This is a genomic window from Nostoc sp. UHCC 0251 (genome assembly GCF_034932245.1).
Lineage (GTDB): Bacteria > Cyanobacteriota > Cyanobacteriia > Cyanobacteriales > Nostocaceae > Nostoc.
The window spans coordinates 1-17,994 of sequence record NZ_JAYGHD010000307.1 but is presented as its reverse complement, the minus strand read 5'-3'; the positions used below and the strand labels follow the sequence as shown (position 1 = coordinate 17,994).

The window sequence follows — 17,994 nt, the reverse complement described above, 5'->3', positions numbered from 1 at the left end:
TCGTAGGATGAGTTAGTCTATCTAACACACGGGTTTGATTTCTGCAATCATACATCAAAGTGTACCTAACACTTCCTACAGTTAATTAACCTTATGTTGAGTAAGCGTTTATGGTAAAAAGTCCTAACGCATTAGATAATCAATCTCAGCAAACACCTAACAATTTTGTTAAATATCCAGAAGATCAATCAACCCAACCTCAAACAAGTTTCCAAAAGCCAAAGCGAAAGATTTCAAAACTAGTGCTACTCTTGGCTATAACTGGGATTTTAACTGGTGTAGGGTATGGTATTTACCGTTTCTTCCCTCGTCAATCAGAACCTGAAGGTTTGTTTTTAAGTGGACGAATTGAGGGTTATGAAACGCATATATCTGCTAAGAGCGGTGGCAAAATTGCTATTTTGAATGTTAGAGAAGGAGATTTTGTTAAGCCAGGTCAACTGTTAGTGCAAATTGATGATTCCCAAGTACGTGCAGAGATGCAAGGAGCAATTGCTAAAGTACAAGCAGCACGACAAAGGTTAAAGCGTCAACAGCTACAATTACCTGTAATGCAAGCACAGTTACAGCAAGCCAATTTGGCAACTGAACAAGTGGCTCAAGAAGCACAGGGTAAAGTGTTTGAGGCACAAAAATCTATAGCTTCCGCACATGCCCAATTAGTAGAAGCTCAATCAAGTTTGCATCTGGCACAGGTAAAACAAAAACGTACCAGCAAATTGTACGCCGAAGGTGCTGTATCTGCCCAACAGTTGGATGAAGATACTGCTGATTTAAAAGTACAACAAGCACGTGTTGATTTTGCCAAACAAGAGCTTTTAGCAGCCCAAGGAACCCTAACTCAAGCTCAAGCAACCCTCCGTAACCGACCTATTCGTGCTGCTGCTGCCTTACAAATTGAGAAGCAAATTGTTCAAGCTCACACTGATATAGAGGAGGCCGAGCAAGAAATTCATGATGCTCAAGCCAACCAATCGCAGATTCAAGCAAAATTGAATGATTTAGTAATTCAAAGCCCACTTGGTGGTACTATTACCACTCGTTCGGTGGAAGTAGGTGAAGTAGTTGCAAATAGTGCTCCACTATTGTCAATAGTTAATCTTAATCATCTTTATCTGCGTGGCTTTGTTCCAGTGGAGGAAATAGGTAAAGTCAAAATCAATCAGTCTAGTTTGGTTTATTTGGATACTATTCCCACCCAACCGCTAGAGGCAATAGTAACTCGCATAGACTCCAAAGCCAGCTTTACCCCAGAAAACATTTATTTCCAAAAAGACCGAGTTACTCAAGTATTTGGTGTGGAACTCACGCTTAAAAACCCGCAAGGTTTAGCAAAACCAGGAATACCTGCTGATGCTCGCATTTTGATTCCACAGCAACAACAAAAGCGTGCTGCTAAAAATCCTTTTATATTAGGGTTTTTTAGACTATGAATCAAACCTTTTTAGCGATCGCACCCAAGCAGCAAATTCACACCCCGACAATATTGATCCGTGATCTTCGGTATCGTTACAGCAAGCAAGCGCAGGAAGCTGTAGCCGGAATCAATCTAGATATTTACAAAGGTGAAATTTTTGGATTGATCGGCCCTGATGGAGCAGGTAAAACCACAACATTTCAGATGCTTTCAGGTGTCATGCCTCAGACTAGTGGCATTATTGAAGTACTGGGTTCTCGTCCACAAGATGCGCGTTTACAGATGGGCTACCTTACCCAGCGATTTAGTCTCTACCCAGACCTGAGTATTATAGAAAATTTGCGCTATGCAGCAGGTCTACGTGAAGTGCGTGAGGCAGCCTTCAAAACTCGTAGCAAATATTTCTTAGAATTTTTAGGTTTAGCACGATTCCAAGATCGTTTAGCAGCGAACTTGTCAGGGGGCATGAAGCAGAAACTTGGGTTATGTTGTACGCTGATTCATCAACCGCAGATTTTGCTACTAGATGAGCCAACCACAGGTGTAGACCCAGTTTCACGCCGTGAGTTTTGGGATATTTTAGCGCAATTAGCTGCTGATGAAGGTATGACTACAGTAGTAGCTACACCATATCTAGATGAAGCAGAACGCTGCTCACGAATTGCTCTCATGTATGAGGGCAAGATTCAGCAGTGTGACACCGTTGCTGAGGTAAAAGCGAGCTTAGGTGTGCAACGCTTGGAAGTTTACCTACCAATTGCCCAGCTAGATCAGGCTGAGGATATTCTCCAGCAGAACGCTGATTTACATCAGTTAGTTTCAGACACACAGCGCTTTGGAGATCATCTGGATGTGTTAACAGCACAGCCCCACCAGACTATTGAGAAAATGCAGTGTATTTTACAGCAGCAACAGCTAAACCTGCAAAACATAGTTATTAATACCCCAACTCTAGAAAACATTTTTGTTGCGCGTCTGCGACAGTTCAAAGCTGACAGTCCAAGGTGTAACTATCCTCAAATTTGCCATCAAGTACAAGATTTTGGAACTGCGATCGGCGCACAAAATCTCAATAAAACCTTTGGTAAGTTTCATGCTGTCAAACAAATCAACTTGGATATTAAATATGGTGAGGTTTTTGGTTTATTAGGAGCCAATGGTGCTGGAAAAACAACCACAATCAAAATGCTCTGCGGCTTACTTCCAGCCAGTTCTGGGAGAGTAACTTTAGCAGGCGAAACAAATGCCTTAAGTAGCTCTTTAGTGAGGCAGAAAATTGGCTATATGTCTCAAAAGTTTACCCTCTACGATGACATTACAATCGAACAAAACTTAGAGTTTTATTGTGGTGTATATGGTATACCGCATCGCTATCGCCGAGCCAAGAAAAACTGGGTATTGCAGATGAGCGACCTGATCGGCAAAGGAGATATGTTAACTGCTGACTTACCAGGTGGTTGGAAACAGCGAGTGGCTTTTGGTGCAGCAGTTATGCACGAACCTAAAGTTTTGTTTTTAGATGAGCCAACCTCTGGTGTTGATCCCCTAGCAAGACGTGAGTTTTGGCGTTGGATTAACGAGTTTGCCCGTGAAGGCATGGCGATACTAGTTACTACACATTATTTAGAAGAAGCCGAACAGTGTCACCGTTTAGGTTTCATGGTTGCAGGAGAGATAGTTGCTCAAGGAACTCCCCGCCAAGTAAAATCTCAGCAACCGGGACAGTTAGTGGAATGGCGGTGCAATCCTTTACAGAAAGCTGCAAAACTGCTTAAAGATAAGTTTGAGCCTTGGCGAATGTCTATTTTCGGTTCATGTTTGCACACAATTTTAGACACTCATCGAACTGAGATACCGCAAATTCAATCCTGGCTACAACAAGCAGGAATTATAGTTGATAGCTATCGTGAGATTGAGTTCTCTCTGGAGGATGTTTTTATCAGTATTGTGGCTCAAGCCCAACAGCGTGGTTTATATGTGCCAACAGAGTAGAAGGATAAATTGTGATGGTACGACCAAAACGGGTCATTACCCAGACAATCAAAGAACTCGTACAACTTAAACGTGACCAACTGATATTGGCATTAGCATTTCTTTTACCTGTGTTTGCAATGCTGCTGTTTGGCTTAACATCATCTCTTGATGTGAACAATATTAATTTCGCTGTTCAGGATTTAGATATCACATATACTAGCCGCGAGTACATTGCTACTTTTGAGCGTACAAACAAATTCAAAATAGTTGCCATTGGCTCAAAAGTCAAGGTACCTCAAATGCTCAATCAAGGAAAAATTGCAGCAGGTCTGATTATTCCTCCAGAGTTTACGCGAGACTTGCGGCATGGACGTGAAGCTCAAGTGCAAATCTTAGTAGATGGTACTGATGCTAACACTGCTAATCTCATTCGCAATTATGCGATCGCAACTAATAATGCCTTTGTTGGAAATTTGAATCACAAAACTGCGATCGCTGTAAACATTCAATCACAGTTTTGGTACAACCCTGGTTTAAAAAGCTTAAATTACGTTGGGCCAGGAGCTATGGGTATGTCTTTGACACTACTTCCCCCATTGTTTGCTGGTCTAGCTACAGCCAAAGAGTGGGAGCATGGGACTATTATCCAAGTTTACGCCTCTAGCCTCACTGGCACTGAGTATTTATTAGGTAAGACAATGGCTTACTGGTTAGTGGGAATCACAGAGGTATTTCTGACAAACGTGATGGCGTGGTTTTTCTTTGGTCTTTGGTATGCTGGTGACCCTACCCCTCTGATAGTTGGTTCTGCATTATATGTAGCTTGTGGCGTTCTCTGGGGCATCTTTGTTGGTAGTAATTTCAAATCTCTCCCTGTTGTAGTTCAGGTAGTAGTTGCAACCACCTTCATGTTGCCCTGGCTGATGTCTGGTTTTACCTATCCAATTGCTAACATTCCTACTGCTTTGCGTTGGCTTGCCAATTTTACACCAACTACTTTCTATATTTTACTGGCTCGTGATGCATTTTCTCAGGGCATGGGCTGGTCTATAGCTTGGAGTTCGGTTCTAACTTTGGGAGTTCTGGCAGGTTTCTTTTTCTTGCTGGCTTGGTGGAAACTACGGCGTATGCAATTGGAGGATTAAATGAAAAAGCAGTTTATACAACTAATAGATAAAATTTGTAATAGTCGGTTCTGGGCATTATTTAACAAAGAAATTGCACAACTTTCACACAATCGTCAGCTTCTAGTCACAATTCTAATAACGCCTAACATATTATTAATAATGTTTGGATTTGCCCTAAATCCAAACTTTCAAAACCTAAAGGTTGGTATTACTGACTATAGTAATAGCAGTACGTCTCGTCAATTAGTTGAGATTTTGAACCAAACAGATGTCTTTGTAATCAGTAAATACTACAATTCTCAAAAAGAAATGGCAGATGCCTTAGCTGCTGGGAATCTGACAGTTGGCATCACTATTCCACCCGAATTTACTGATGACATTGCTCGTAAACATACTGCCCAAGTGCAGGTTCTATACAATGCTGTGGATGCTAATACAGCAAGTATTGCTTCAAATTACATGAGCCGATTAGTCAGTGACTACAACTTACGTCAATTGAACCGCCATTCTCAAACTGTTAATATAGCTCTCACAACTGGCAACGTCCAAGCTAATACTTTCGTTTTCTACAATCCGGGGCTAGAAAGTTCCTGGTTTATCTTTTCGGGTGCAATTGGTGTTTTATTCACAGTAGTTGGTGTTCAGGCTGCCTCATCATTGGTAGTTAGGGAAAAAGAAGCGGGGACTATTGAAGCTCTGATGATAACTCCAGCTTCTGACACAGAAGTTATCTTGGCAAAAATTTTTCCACTACTAATCTTACTCACTTGTAATTCTCTTGTTGCTCTTGTTATAGGTAGACTTTTCTTTAATCTTCCATTTAATGGTGCTTTACTAGTTTATACCACCATAGCAGTACTTTATTTTTGGGTAGTAATTTGCATTGGTGTTTTGTTAGCTTGCTTCACCAAAACCGAACTACAGGCATTACTATCAACTGCCTTTGTTAACCCACCTTTAGTTTTTTTAGCTGGCCCTTTCAGCCCTATATCTGCAATGCCTGATTATATGCAATGGTTAAGTTATCTGAATCCATTACGCTACTTTGTCGAAGCCTGTCGCGGAATATTGCTCAAAGGAGTTGGGTTTGAAATACTATGGAATCAAGCACTTATCCTGCTAATTTTCGCTGTATTCCTCATGTATCTCAGTATTAGACAATTTCGACAGCAATTAAATTAAGCTGATCAATAAAATCTAATTCAGGGTAGTTTTTTCAATAATTTGTCCAAAAAAGTATTGTGAATGATTAGAAAAATAATCATTAAATAAGATACCAGATCCGAATGAAAACCATTTATGTTTTTCTCTAATTGATACCATGTCTGTGTAGTTATTGCCTAACAAATATATGAATTTAAAATCTTTAATTCGTGATGTCCCCAACTTTCCCAAACCCGGAATTTATTTCCGAGACATAACCACACTGCTACGTAACTCAAATGGACTAAATTACACAATTGATTCCCTAGCCCAAAAGATTAATGCTGCTGGGCTAAGTGTAGATTATGTAGTAGGAATTGAATCACGAGGCTTCATTGTTGGCGCACCATTGGCTTATAAATTAGAAGCTGGTTTTGTACCAGTCCGTAAACCTGGTAAATTGCCTTGTTCAGTTTACTCGGTTGAGTATGAGCTAGAGTACGGTACAGACCGCCTAGAAGTACATCAAGATGCTCTAGAAGCAGGAAGTCGAGTTCTGATTGTGGATGATTTAATAGCTACAGGTGGAACAGCCAATGCTACAGCAAAGTTAATCAAGCAAATTGGTTGTCAACTAGTGGGCTTTAGCTTCATTGTGGAGTTAAAAAATTTACACGGGCGTAAGTATTTACCAGATGTACCAATTATTGCATTAGTTGAATACTAGCGATCGCAGCCATTTTTATGCAATTAAGCATTAATAATTAGTGTGTATTCTGCAACTAAATACAAGGGAAAAAGCATGGTTCAGGCAAAAATTGGAATTATTGGCGGTAGTGGTCTATACAAAATGGATGCCCTGAAGGATGTGAAAGAAGTTAGTATTGATACACCTTTTGGAGCAACTTCCGACGCTTTGATAATAGGAACTTTAGAAGGGGTAAAAGTTGCTTTCCTTGCTCGTCACAATCGCAATCATAGTCTTTTACCTTCTGAAATTCCATTCCGTGCTAATATCTATGCCATGAAACACTTAGGAGTTGAGTACTTGATTTCTGCTTCAGCAGTTGGCTCACTCAAGGAAGAGGTTAAACCATTAGATATGGTAGTACCAGATCAGTTTATTGACAGAACAAAGAATCGGATATCTACCTTTTTTGGAGAAGGAATTGTTGCTCATATTGCTTTTGGCAATCCAGTGTGTAATCAGCTGGCTACAGTGTTAGCAGATGTGATTGCTAACCTGGAATTACCAAATGTTACCCTACATTCTGGTGGCACTTATGTTTGCATGGAAGGCCCAGCATTCTCAACTAAAGCAGAGTCACGTCTATACCGTAGCTGGGGGGCTACAGTGATTGGAATGACCAACTTACCAGAAGCCAAATTAGCGAGAGAGGCAGAAATTGCCTATGCAACCTTAGCTTTAGTAACTGATTATGACTGTTGGCATCCAGATCATGACAGTGTAACAGTTGAGATGGTCATTGCCAATCTACAACGCAATGCAGTGAATGCACAAAAGGTAATTCAGGAAACAATACGCCGTCTTAAGGAAAACTCACCACCCTCAGATGCTCACTCAGCTTTAAAGAATGCAATTCTTACTCAAATGGATAAAGTTCCTTTAGCCACGAAAGAGAAGTTAGAATTTTTATTGAAGCGGTATTTTTGACTATCAGCAACTTTAGCTTATATTATGCAGCAGAATGAGGAATGTATCCATAAATTCATACTGAAGTGAGCAACTTATCACGGCTTTCTGCGAAAAAGAAAACGAGTAAAGTATTTCAGTAGCGATTTAACTGTAATAAAGTTTTCAAACTATGACAGTTACTTACCAAAACAATCAAATTAAAGTTATTCTTACGGACATTGAAGGTACTACAACCGATATTAGTTTTGTACATGAAGTTCTTTTTCCGTATTCTGCAAAACATTTATCAGAATGGGTACAGAACCACTTAGAATTGTCGGTTATTCAGGGTATCCTACAACAAGTCAGAGAAATCAGCGACCAATCAAATCTTGATGTGGAAAGCTGTCTGAGTAAATTGATGATTTGGCACGCTGAAGACCGCAAAATTACTCCATTAAAAACCTTGCAAGGTTTAATCTGGCAAGAAGGATATAACAGTGGTGAACTAAAGGCTCATGTATATCCTGATGCTGTAGAATATCTTCAACATTGGTATGCTACGGGTTTAACACTAGCTATTTATTCTTCTGGTTCGGTTGCTGCTCAAAAACTATTGTTTCAAAACACTTTAATGGGAGATTTAACCCCATTATTCTCCAAGTACTTCGATACAACTACAGGCAGTAAGATAGAGAGTCAGTCCTACCTTACCATTGCACATAAATTACTTGTCCTTCCACAGGAGATTTTGTTCTTGTCTGACTCTTCACAAGAGTTAGCTGCGGCCAGTGCTGCTAATTTAAACGTTTGTGGGTTAAGTAGAGAAACTATGCCTGTATCTGATGACTTTATCTATGTAAAAAACTTCTCACAAATCCCTCTGAAATTCTTATGAAAATTAATGATATTTGGTATCACTCAATTACAGTTAATTCTGACGAATCTATTCGGATTATAGATCAAAGGCAACTACCACACCAGCTAGTTTTTGTTAATCTTAGGACAACAGAAGAAGTTGTGACTGCTATTCACGAAATGTGGTTGCGCGGAGCACCGTTGATTGGAGCTGTCGCTGTATGGGGATTATGTTTTGCCTTGCAAGATAATCCAGATAATACAACCCTCGAAACTGCCTGTCAAAAATTACTGGCAACCCGCCCAACAGCAGTTAACCTGGCCTGGGCTTTAAATCGGATGAAGCAAAAGCTTCTACCATTACCTATCAGTCAACGTTATCAAGCCGCCTTAGCAGAGGCAAAAGCAATCTGCGAGGAAGATATTAAGATTAATGAGTCTATTGGTAAGTATGGCTTGAAACTTATAAAAGAAATTTATCAACAAAAACAAGACACTGTTAACATTCTGACGCACTGTAATGCTGGCTGGTTGGCAACACTCGATTGGGGAACAGCACTAGCACCAATTTATATGGCTTATGATGCTGGTATTCCTGTTCACGTTTGGGTTGATGAGACTCGCCCACGAAATCAGGGAGCAGCCTTAACAGCGTGGGAACTTGCCCAGCATGGTGTTCCATTCACCTTAATTGTTGATAATGTGGGTGGACACCTAATGCAGCATGGCATGGTAGATATTTGTTTAGTTGGTGCTGACAGGGTAACATCTCAAGGTGATGTTTGTAATAAAATTGGTACTTATCTAAAAGCTCTGGCTGCCAACGATAATAACGTACCGTTTTATGCAGCTGTACCCACACCAACAATTGACTGGTCAGTAAAAGATGGCATTACGGAAATTCCCATTGAGCAGCGTAATACAGAAGAAGTTACGCATGTTTTTGGATTAACTGACCAAGGCAAATTAGAGAAGGTTTGTATTACTGTGCCACAGGTTCAATCTGCCAACTATAGCTTTGATGTTACGCCTGCTCATCTAGTAACTGGACTGATCACAGAACAGGGTATTTTTCACAAACAGGACTTACGCAACTGTCACAGGCGATCTCTAAATTTTGGTACATGCGTATTAGCATAACTGACCAGCCCCGTTGGGGCGGGTGTAGGGTGTGGGGTGTTGGGGAAGAAGCACGATTGCGTTGGGCGGAGTTCCAAGCTCCGTCCAACGCCGTCTCACTACACCCAACACCCTACCCCCCTAACATTTGCTTGACTCGCTCTGCTAAATATGATTCCAATTCGGCTAAAGATGCAGAACCTTCAGCAAACCGGGCAAAGCCCAACATCGTAGGTAAATCTTCTGCATCTCGTAATCCTACTGTGGGAATTGCGGGACTAAGGGGGTGTAAAGAAAAGTCATCGGCATTGTAAACAGGATTGCAATGAATAATCGAAGTTTTTTGTTTCGGGTCTAAACGATCGCGATATACACGTAGAATTTCTGATGCTCCACTGGGAGGATCGTTTTCTCAACCATCGGTGACAAGTACTATTAAATCTGCGCTCCAGTCCAAAGCATCGAGTAGGGGAGTAGCTAGGTCTGTTTGTCCACGAGGTAGAATCAGCAGTGGATCGTTGGTTGATGCTGTCCAAAAAGCTTGGTATTCCTGGGATGCTGCTTTTAGTAAGTAATGAGTAGCTAAAGCTACCCCTAAAGGACGACGATGTTTTTCGGCTGAACCGGAACTGGAGTAGCTGCAATCTAGAACTGCGGCTACTCGTCCTAGTTTTAGGGGTGATTTTCTTAATGTGAAAGCAGCAGATTTCTCTAATGCTTGGTTTAAGATATCCCACTGCTGTTTGCGAGTATCCAATGGCAAGGATAGGATATACAGCGCCAAACGAGTTAGGGGGAGACGACCTAAATTAATGTCGATTTCTACTTCTGTGCGGTTGGCTGAACCTTGAAAGCGCAATTTTTCATTCAAGGTCATTTGCTCTTGAATACGAGATAAAAAGACCTCTCGTTTAATTCCATGTTTTGCTGCTAAACCTTCGGCAACTGTAAAGGGTAGTTGATAAACTGCTTGAGCGCTATAGTGCGCTTGGCGAAATGTCTCGAATAGCTCTGTTTGATAAACTTGCTGTTTCCATTTCCCAAAGAGAAAATTACCTAATTCTCCTGGTAGCGTGAGGTGAGCATGGGAGGCTACAGCTCGAAATTTGGAGCGATACTTCACAGCATCAAAGTTAATGTCATGTTTTTGCTGGAGATAATCACGAGCGATCGCTCTGCTACGACGATTATTGATACTTCTTTTCCGCAATTGTTGCAATACTTCCCAACCTCGTTGTGGTGGTAGGGCTGTTAATGCTGCGGCAATTAATGCACCTTCTTCTTGTCGATGTTCAGGGGGTGTATGTTTTCCTGTTGCTAGTAATTTGAGGATAATCTGCGCTTGGTTGAAGTGGTTAATCCCTGCTGCCAATGTCCGGGTATAGAGTAATCGGTAATTACCTAAAATATAGTCGTGCAAAAAGTCAATAGATACACGCTGCCCGTAACCATCACCATAGAACTCACGCTGTCCTGTGCAGGAGAGGCAGGCATTAATGAACATGACTAAATCTTCCCTTGCCACCTGCTGATGTTGGTTAGCCCGATTAATTTCCATTGTTGACCGAAAACAGGGGGTAGAGTGTAGGGTGTGGGGGGTAGGGTGTGGGGGGTAGTGTTTAAGACAATTAAATGCGAGTACGTTAAGCAGTTCAACACATTCTTAATTCCCCACACCCGAGCCTACAACCAAAACCCAGAAATACCAGGAATTTACGCTTATCAAGCGTGCCATTTGTGAAGAATATTGCATCACTTCTTCCCCTACACCCTACCCCCTACCCCCAACACCCTTTTCTTTGGGGGTACTGTTCGGGGAATGACGACACGACAAGCTAGGATAGCGTTACAGGCTAGGTTCGGAAGTCGCACCAAAGTCCCGCAAACAGTATTAACGACTATTTTAAGTTCTAGATGAGAAAATAGCTAGAGGAACCCGACTTAAATTTTACTCAGTATACCTTGAACTGGGGCGGAGTACAAGCTCCGTTGCCTCTTTTAGTCCTTGGTACCCACCCAAGGTTTTTTTCAAAAAGATATTGGTATCATTTTTACAATTAAGATTACGTTTATTACTGTCTCGCTTCAGTGTTGGTGATCAATTAAAAAATTTAAATTATACAAATACTATCCGGAACACAAAGGTGAAGTTAGGAAAAATAGTGAACATATGATTGTAACTTTCTTTTCTTGAGTTAATATAAAAGGCTTTCACAATGGTTACTACTCCTGTATATTATTTGCAAATTCTGGACAATCTCAATATTGAAATTCCTCAAGATGAGTTGCGATCGCTTTTAGGAGAAATAGAAGTACAACTGCACCGTAGCCGAGTTTATCGACGTGCTTTAGCTATTGTGCAGAAGTTAATAGGTGAAAAAACAGATCAGGCTCAAGATTTATTAAAAGCCGTAGGTAGAGAAGCGATCGGGTTAGCATTTCAACAATTTGCCCAACAATCTCAAAAAGTTGAAACAGCTACAGATACCAAGCAAGCCACAGAAACAGTCAATCTTCCATCAGAGATACAGCAGGAGCATTGTACTCTCCGGGAGAAACCCTCTAAAAATACAGCAGAAAATTCGTTGTGGAAAAAACCACTACAATTGCTGAATCATCAGAGAATTTCTCAAGCAGAACTTGCTGAACAAGCAGCTCAACAACGCATGGCATGCCTACGTGAAATCGGGCAACAACTCCAAAAAACCCGTCAGTCCAAAGGGCTTTCTTTAGACCACATCCAGCTTTCCACTCATATCCGAACGGAGCTGATAGAGGCATTAGAAAACGGCAACTGGAAAGAATTATCAGATGACATTTTTGTACGTGGATTTATACGACGTTATGGAGATGCTTTAGGACTTAATGGTGTTGCTTTAGCTGGTTCTTTGCCATGCCTAGCAGCTATACCAGTAACTCACCCCTTTTCCGAGCAAACTCAAAAAGGAATGGGATTGGAAATTCGTCCGACGCATTTATATGTAGGTTATACAGCTCTTCTTGCTGGTGCAATGGGAGGATTAGCTTTGATGTCCCAGCAACAAGCAAATACCAATATATCAATTGAGCAAGATAACTCTTCTTCTGTTTTACAATCGTCAAAACAACAATCCCCTACTGTTAAACCAGGGATTAAATCTACTAACACTGGTGTGGCTGTCGGATCTGATATTTCCCCACCAGAAAGATTATACTAACGTGAGTTCGAACAACACAACAATCATTTTACACCTTCGCGTAGCGTCTCGTTGGCGCAGCCTCTCGTAGAGAAGAGAAGGCATGAGTTCCACAAACCTTGTGTAGCTGACCAAGTTTGGAAATGCTCCACGCCAACTTTGTAGTACGTGCAAGGTATAAAACTCCTTAAAAGTCTTATAACCGCTACCATGAAACGCGATTACTTGCGATTACTATTATCATCACTTTCGATAAATGCATCCTGGACTGACTGCGACGTTCTCCTTTGGTGGATGCTAACTGTGGTACTTGTGGCCATAAACTTTGCCACTGATTGCAGAAATCATCCACAACGAGCGAAGATTTGCGTGATATGAGGCGAGATACAATGGTAGACATAGCCGAGACCCTTAGTAATATATATTTACTCTTAAATAATTCAGCTAAATATTTTTACTAGTTTGGCTAGCTTCTACTTTTCTCTGTATCTTAAATTGCTAATTCTACTTGTCATTAATTTACTTGATTCCCAAAAAATACTAACTATTAATTAAGTATTTATTCTAAAGTTAAAGATATAAAAGATATATTAGTGAGTTACCTGAACAGGTAAATTATTCAGTTTGCCGAACTCATCAAATCTTTATCTATTTGAAGTATAGTTTATCTTTTACACTAAAAATGTTGGGAATAATAAAGTAAATCGGATTGAACAAAGTAATTAGTTATGAGCCAAATATGTCCTATCTCTAAAACCTGTGCTTGTCGCAATGTTGCACGCTGCCAGACTCAAGAGGCAGGTAGGCTCTTCCTCTGGTTCCCCGTTCCACATACCCTGAAAAAAGCCACCTCTTACCTACAGCAGTTTGCCATTGAGTATGAACTGATGCACGAGCGTCCAGGTTTGAGTTTGGACTGTAGACCCGGACAGTCCCAAGAAATTGCCCGTAATCTGGCGCAACTACTCGCACCGAGAGAATTAAAAGAGACGCAAGTCCTTTTCATTCGAGGTGCTATCCAACCTCAACTCCACGATTTTAGTGACATAGCCTCATTACAACGCTTCATTAAGTTCAATCAATCCGACTGGCTGGTTGAAATGCTGGCAACGGAACGATTCACCAGTTACTTCCAACCAATTGTCTCAATTAAGGATACATCGCAGATTTTTGGATATGAATCGCTTTTGCGAGGGTTGGATGAACAAGGCAACTTAATCCTACCGGGGTCAATTATAGAGTTAGCAACCGAAGCCGGACTCATACCACAACTCGACCAAGTTGCTCGCCTGAGCGCGATCGCTCAATTCAACCGCCATCAAGTGAGTGGGCACATCTTCATCAATTTTGCACCAACGTCACTTTATGACCCAGCTTCTTGCCTAGGTAGTACTGTAGAGGCGATTGATATTGCCGGCATTTCCCATGAACGCGTTGTCTTTGAAGTCGTGGAGTCAGATAATCCTCAAGATTTAGACCACCTCAAAGCAGTGCTTCAATACTACCGGGATGCTGGTTTTTTAGTTGCCCTTGATGACCTCGGTTCTGGCTATTCCAGCCTAAACTTGCTGCATCAATTACGTCCAGACTTTATCAAGTTGGACATGGAGTTAATAAGGAATGTACATCAAGACCTGTACAAAGCCTCAATTACCGAGAAGCTACTAGAAATTGCTCAAAAATTAAACATCCAGACCGTTGCTGAAGGAATTGAGTGCATTGAGGAACTGAATTGGCTGCGAGAACGAGGCGCAACTTTTGCTCAAGGCTATTTGATTGCTAAACCCAATGCAGTGCCTGTGACTACAACTCCTCACTTTGATCTGATCGCCCTAACTTTAGCATCGACAGATCGTAAGCAGGTTGAGTGGCATGTCCAACACCAAAGCGAGTCCGAGAGAATTGTCGCCGCTGTCACGCAGCGCATTCGCCAATCGTTGGAGTTAGACGAGATTTTGCAAACTACAGCAGCCGAAGTGCGGCAACTGTTTGAGGTAGATCGAGTGGTGATCTACCAGTTTGAGCCAGACTGGAGTGGGTTAGTCGCTGTAGAATCCTTAGCAGAAGGGTGCATGTCAATTTTTGGATTTCACGTCATGGACACCTGCTTTAAATCTACACGTGCAGCTTACTACCAACAAGGTAACACCAGAGCGATCGAAGACGTTGAAAATGCAGGACTATCGCCGTGTCATGTTGACCTTTTGCGGAGTTTGCAAATTCGGGCAAATCTTGTTGTGCCTATTTTGCAGCAAGAGCATTTGTGGGGATTATTAATCGCTCACCAATGCCATAACCCCAGACAATGGCAGCAATCGGAGATTAACTTGTTTAACCAGTTAGCGGGACAAGCTGCGATCGCTATTCAGCAATCCGAACTTTACCACCAATTACAACAAGCAAACCAGGAATTACAGCGCCTTGCTTGTTCGGATGGTCTAACCCAAGTGGCAAATCGACGCTGTTTTGATGATGTGTTAAACGTACAGTGGGAAAAGTTTTCACGAGAGCAAGGTTCGCTATCTTTAATTTTGTGTGATGTCGATTACTTTAAACTTTACAACGATACACATGGACATCTGGCGGGAGACGATGCGCTCAGACAGGTTGCCAAGGCAATCTCTCAAACAGTTAAACACCCCACTGATTTAGTCGCTCGTTATGGTGGAGAAGAATTTGCAGTCATTTTGCCAAATACTGATATCGAAGGGGCTATTGCAGTTGCAAAAGAAATTCAAAACAATCTTAGTGTATTAAAAATGCCTCATTCACATTCTCATGTCAGTGAATTTATCACCCTAAGTCTTGGTGTGGCAACCATCACTCCCCATAGTCAATTATCTCCCGCGACCTTAATTGCTGCTGCTGATCAGGGACTTTACCAGGCAAAAGCACAAGGAAGAAATTGTGTAGTACAGATGGATTGTAAAGATACTGAGGTTAGATATCTCCTTTAGCGCCAGTTTCTATGTTCTCTGCTAATTATCGTGAATATTGTCGATTAGTTGATTATCCATGCTTCCGTAAAAGGAAAAACTCTATTAATAATAGGGTGAATTTGATGTTGAGCGATCGCACAGTTTGATTATCGCTAAACTGTAAATTGAGCAACCGGATAAATTTTCTTCAGGATGGCAATATGGCTTTCAGTAGTTACAAAACTATCGGTGAAGTTCTCAAAGCATTTCAAACTACCTATACTGAATCGAATTTCATTGGTGAAACTGAGTTCAATATTCCTGATTACTTTCGGGAAGACTTAGAAACGGTAATGCGGGAAGGAGTAGTGGATAACTCAGAGTTTGCCATTTGCGAAAACTTGATCTACCCAGTTTTGAAGGAAGTCTGGAAAAAATACACTAGCAAGTTTACTTTATGGAGCCATCAGTCATTAAATTATGATGAAAAATTATCAGGATTTCCTGAATATATTTTGGCTAAACGTTCTCCTTTAGGCAAAGTTGTATTTGACAAGCCATACTTCATTTTAGTAGAGGCAAAACAAGATAATTTTGAAGCTGGGTGGGCACAATGTCTGGCAGAAATGATTGCTGCACAGAGATTAAATGATAAATTAACAATTACTATATTTGGTGTTGTTTCTAATGGCGATCGCTGGCAATTTGGCAAGCTAAAAGATGAAGTATTTACCAGAAATATCACATTTTACTCTATTCAAGAGCTAGATAAATTATTTTCTGCTGTCAATTACGTATTTCAACAGTGTGAATTACAGCTAAACAATCTGGTGGCTGCTTAAAAGTCCAGGTGTTTTGAAATTTGAAACCCCGAAAAATTGTGTTCACTTATACAACAAAGTAGTAGCAATTATTATAGGCTTGAAAAGCCCTTTACTTTTATACTTTTGGCGAAACTTCACCGCCAAAAAAGCACCAGAGCGATAGGAAATTACCTGTGACCAAGTGCGATTGATAGTTATCAAACGTAAACCTGGTTAAGTTGAACATATTCCTGTCAACAGCATAGGTGGCTTCCTACGCCCTGGTTATCTCTTTTAATCAAGCCAAAAGTTAAAAGTTTGTAGTTGGCAATTTAGGGCTAAAGCGCCAACTACAAACAATGCTTACTCCTTAATCTAACCAATGAATTTCTGCCAGCTAGCAGGCCCAACAATTCCATCGGCATCTAAACCATTTTGCTTTTGAAAGTTCTTAATTGCAACCTCTGTTTGCGGCCCGTAGACGCCATCAGCCTCAACACCTACACGATATTGCAAGTATCTGACAACTGCACCACCAGCATGATTTGGTCTGATAATTCGTTTTGCCAAAATTAGATTTATGGCATTCCATGTAGCTGAGTCAGCAATTCCAGTCGCTTGAACCCCGACAATAGTCTGAAATTTTTCTGTGGCAGATTTTGTATTAGCCCCGGTAAAGCCATCTTCTACTAACGCCCTATTATTTCTATCAGTTATTTTTAGTCGATTTAAGGATTTTTGCAGTCTGAGAATAGTGGCATCTACATTATCTTCTTCATCTTGTACGGGGTTAACAGGAGTACTTGGCAATTTACCAGTTAAACCTTTGACAATCGCATTGGCCATTGTTTCTGGATTAAAAAGATTCATATCTTTTTGCGAATCAATGAAGCAACATTCTATCAAGATAGCAGGCATATCTGTATTTTTCAGAACATACAAATGGGAACCACTCTTAACACCGCGATTAAAAAATCCCAACTTGACGATTTCATCTAATACAGGTTTAGCGATTTTTCTCCCATTTTCGCTAGTTGCAAATACTTCTGTGCCATTAGCTTGTCTGTTAAAAGCATTAAAATGAATCGAGACGTAAATATCTACTCTACTCGCGTTAGCTGTAGAACATCTTTTTGAGAGTGATTCCGTGACTGTTCTAGAACTACTTGGTTTACATACTACGACTTCATTTCCTAAAGCTCTTAACTTGGCTATAACTCTATTACCTACATCTAGAGTTAAGTTATCCTCAACTTTGATTCCTCTAGCTCCTGTGTCTGGTGGAGAATTATGCCCACTATCAATTCCAATTTTCATGATTTAATCCTCAAGTTACTTATTTTCACACTAATTCAAAACTTTTCCAATTATAGAGACAAAGTTTTGTTAATAAATTTCTTTAAATACTTGTTGGCAATATCCACATTATTTTCAGCATTACTACGCTAGTAAATAAAATAATTTGTTTACAAACTTTGGAAATAGAGTTTATGTGGGAAAACCCACTTTTTGGAAGAAAGACACAACTCTCATAATTTATCAAAAGCGGGAATAATTGGGTGATTGTTGCAATAAACTGAAATGCAGCAATTATCTCCATCCTTAAAATAATAACGCTTCGTAAAAGTAGAAAGCTATGACAAATTTACCTAGTACAAGAAGACAAAGGGGTACAGAAGCAGAGGAGTAGAAGGAGGAAAACCGATAATACAGGCTTTTGGACCGATATGTTGATTTCGGTCATTCTGTACTAGTAGTTCGCCAAGGGAACTTGGCGGGGTAAAGGGCAAGGGGTAAAGGGAAAAGATGTTTACTCCTTTAAC

The 17,994-nt window shown here is 40.7% G+C and carries 13 protein-coding genes and 1 pseudogene; 11 read left to right on the top strand and 3 right to left on the bottom strand.

The window, feature by feature from the left end; all coding sequences use genetic code 11:
• Window positions 1–110: 110 nt before the first annotated feature.
• The 8 genes from VB740_RS23890 to mtnA all read left to right on the top strand — a co-directional run bounded on the left by VB740_RS23890 (window position 111) and on the right by mtnA (window position 9,295).
• Window positions 111–1,433, top strand: a complete 1,323-nt coding sequence (locus VB740_RS23890; RefSeq protein ID WP_323202365.1) for an HlyD family secretion protein — start codon at window positions 111–113, stop codon at window positions 1,431–1,433.
• Window positions 1,430–3,409: an ATP-binding cassette domain-containing protein gene (locus tag VB740_RS23885; protein WP_323202364.1), complete on the top strand. Its 1,980-nt coding sequence runs from the start codon at window positions 1,430–1,432 to the stop codon at window positions 3,407–3,409. Before VB740_RS23890 ends, VB740_RS23885 begins: the two co-directional genes overlap by 4 nt.
• Before the next feature lie 14 nt (window positions 3,410–3,423).
• Window positions 3,424–4,536 carry an ABC transporter permease gene (locus VB740_RS23880; protein WP_323202363.1) on the top strand — a complete coding sequence of 371 codons (1,113 nt, stop codon included), beginning with the start codon at window positions 3,424–3,426 and terminating at the stop codon, window positions 4,534–4,536.
• Window positions 4,537–5,700 carry an ABC transporter permease gene (locus VB740_RS23875; protein WP_323202362.1) on the top strand — a complete coding sequence of 388 codons (1,164 nt, stop codon included), beginning with the start codon at window positions 4,537–4,539 and terminating at the stop codon, window positions 5,698–5,700. It abuts the gene before it with no gap.
• Between the two features lie 169 nt (window positions 5,701–5,869).
• Entirely contained in the window at window positions 5,870–6,388 is a 519-nt protein-coding gene (locus tag VB740_RS23870; RefSeq protein ID WP_323202361.1) for an adenine phosphoribosyltransferase, read from the top strand.
• 75 nt (window positions 6,389–6,463) lie between these two features.
• Window positions 6,464–7,336 carry an S-methyl-5'-thioadenosine phosphorylase gene (locus tag VB740_RS23865; protein WP_323202360.1) on the top strand — a complete coding sequence of 291 codons (873 nt, stop codon included), beginning with the start codon at window positions 6,464–6,466 and terminating at the stop codon, window positions 7,334–7,336.
• Between the two features lie 151 nt (window positions 7,337–7,487).
• On the top strand, window positions 7,488–8,195 hold the full coding sequence (gene mtnC, locus VB740_RS23860; RefSeq protein ID WP_323202359.1) for an acireductone synthase: 708 nt from the start codon (window positions 7,488–7,490) through the stop codon (window positions 8,193–8,195).
• The gene (mtnA, locus tag VB740_RS23855; RefSeq protein ID WP_323202358.1) at window positions 8,192–9,295 is read left to right on the top strand and encodes an S-methyl-5-thioribose-1-phosphate isomerase; all 1,104 of its coding nucleotides are present in this window, start codon (window positions 8,192–8,194) and stop codon (window positions 9,293–9,295) included. Before mtnC ends, mtnA begins: the two co-directional genes overlap by 4 nt.
• Before the next feature lie 112 nt (window positions 9,296–9,407).
• Here the strand turns inward: mtnA and VB740_RS23850 are convergent.
• A pseudogene (locus VB740_RS23850) lies at window positions 9,408–10,832 on the bottom strand (hypothetical protein).
• A 658-nt stretch (window positions 10,833–11,490) separates the two neighbouring features.
• On the opposite strand from VB740_RS23850, the gene VB740_RS23845 reads away from it, so the two are divergent.
• Window positions 11,491–12,471 (top strand): helix-turn-helix domain-containing protein, encoded by a 981-nt coding sequence (locus VB740_RS23845; protein WP_323202357.1) that lies wholly within the window; start codon window positions 11,491–11,493, stop codon window positions 12,469–12,471.
• Window positions 12,472–12,655: 184 nt separating this feature from the next.
• Here VB740_RS23845 and VB740_RS23840 read toward each other — a convergent pair whose 3' ends face one another.
• Entirely contained in the window at window positions 12,656–12,850 is a 195-nt protein-coding gene (locus tag VB740_RS23840; RefSeq protein WP_323202356.1) for a hypothetical protein, read from the bottom strand.
• Between the two features lie 328 nt (window positions 12,851–13,178).
• On the opposite strand from VB740_RS23840, the gene VB740_RS23835 reads away from it, so the two are divergent.
• Window positions 13,179–15,407 carry an EAL domain-containing protein gene (locus tag VB740_RS23835; RefSeq protein WP_323202355.1) on the top strand — a complete coding sequence of 743 codons (2,229 nt, stop codon included), beginning with the start codon at window positions 13,179–13,181 and terminating at the stop codon, window positions 15,405–15,407.
• A 182-nt stretch (window positions 15,408–15,589) separates the two neighbouring features.
• The gene (locus tag VB740_RS23830; protein ID WP_323202354.1) at window positions 15,590–16,210 is read left to right on the top strand and encodes a hypothetical protein; all 621 of its coding nucleotides are present in this window, start codon (window positions 15,590–15,592) and stop codon (window positions 16,208–16,210) included.
• Between the two features lie 336 nt (window positions 16,211–16,546).
• Here VB740_RS23830 and VB740_RS23825 read toward each other — a convergent pair whose 3' ends face one another.
• On the bottom strand, window positions 16,547–17,488 hold the full coding sequence (locus VB740_RS23825) for an N-acetylmuramoyl-L-alanine amidase (protein ID WP_323202353.1): 942 nt from the start codon (window positions 17,486–17,488) through the stop codon (window positions 16,547–16,549).
• Window positions 17,489–17,994 lie beyond the last annotated feature (506 nt).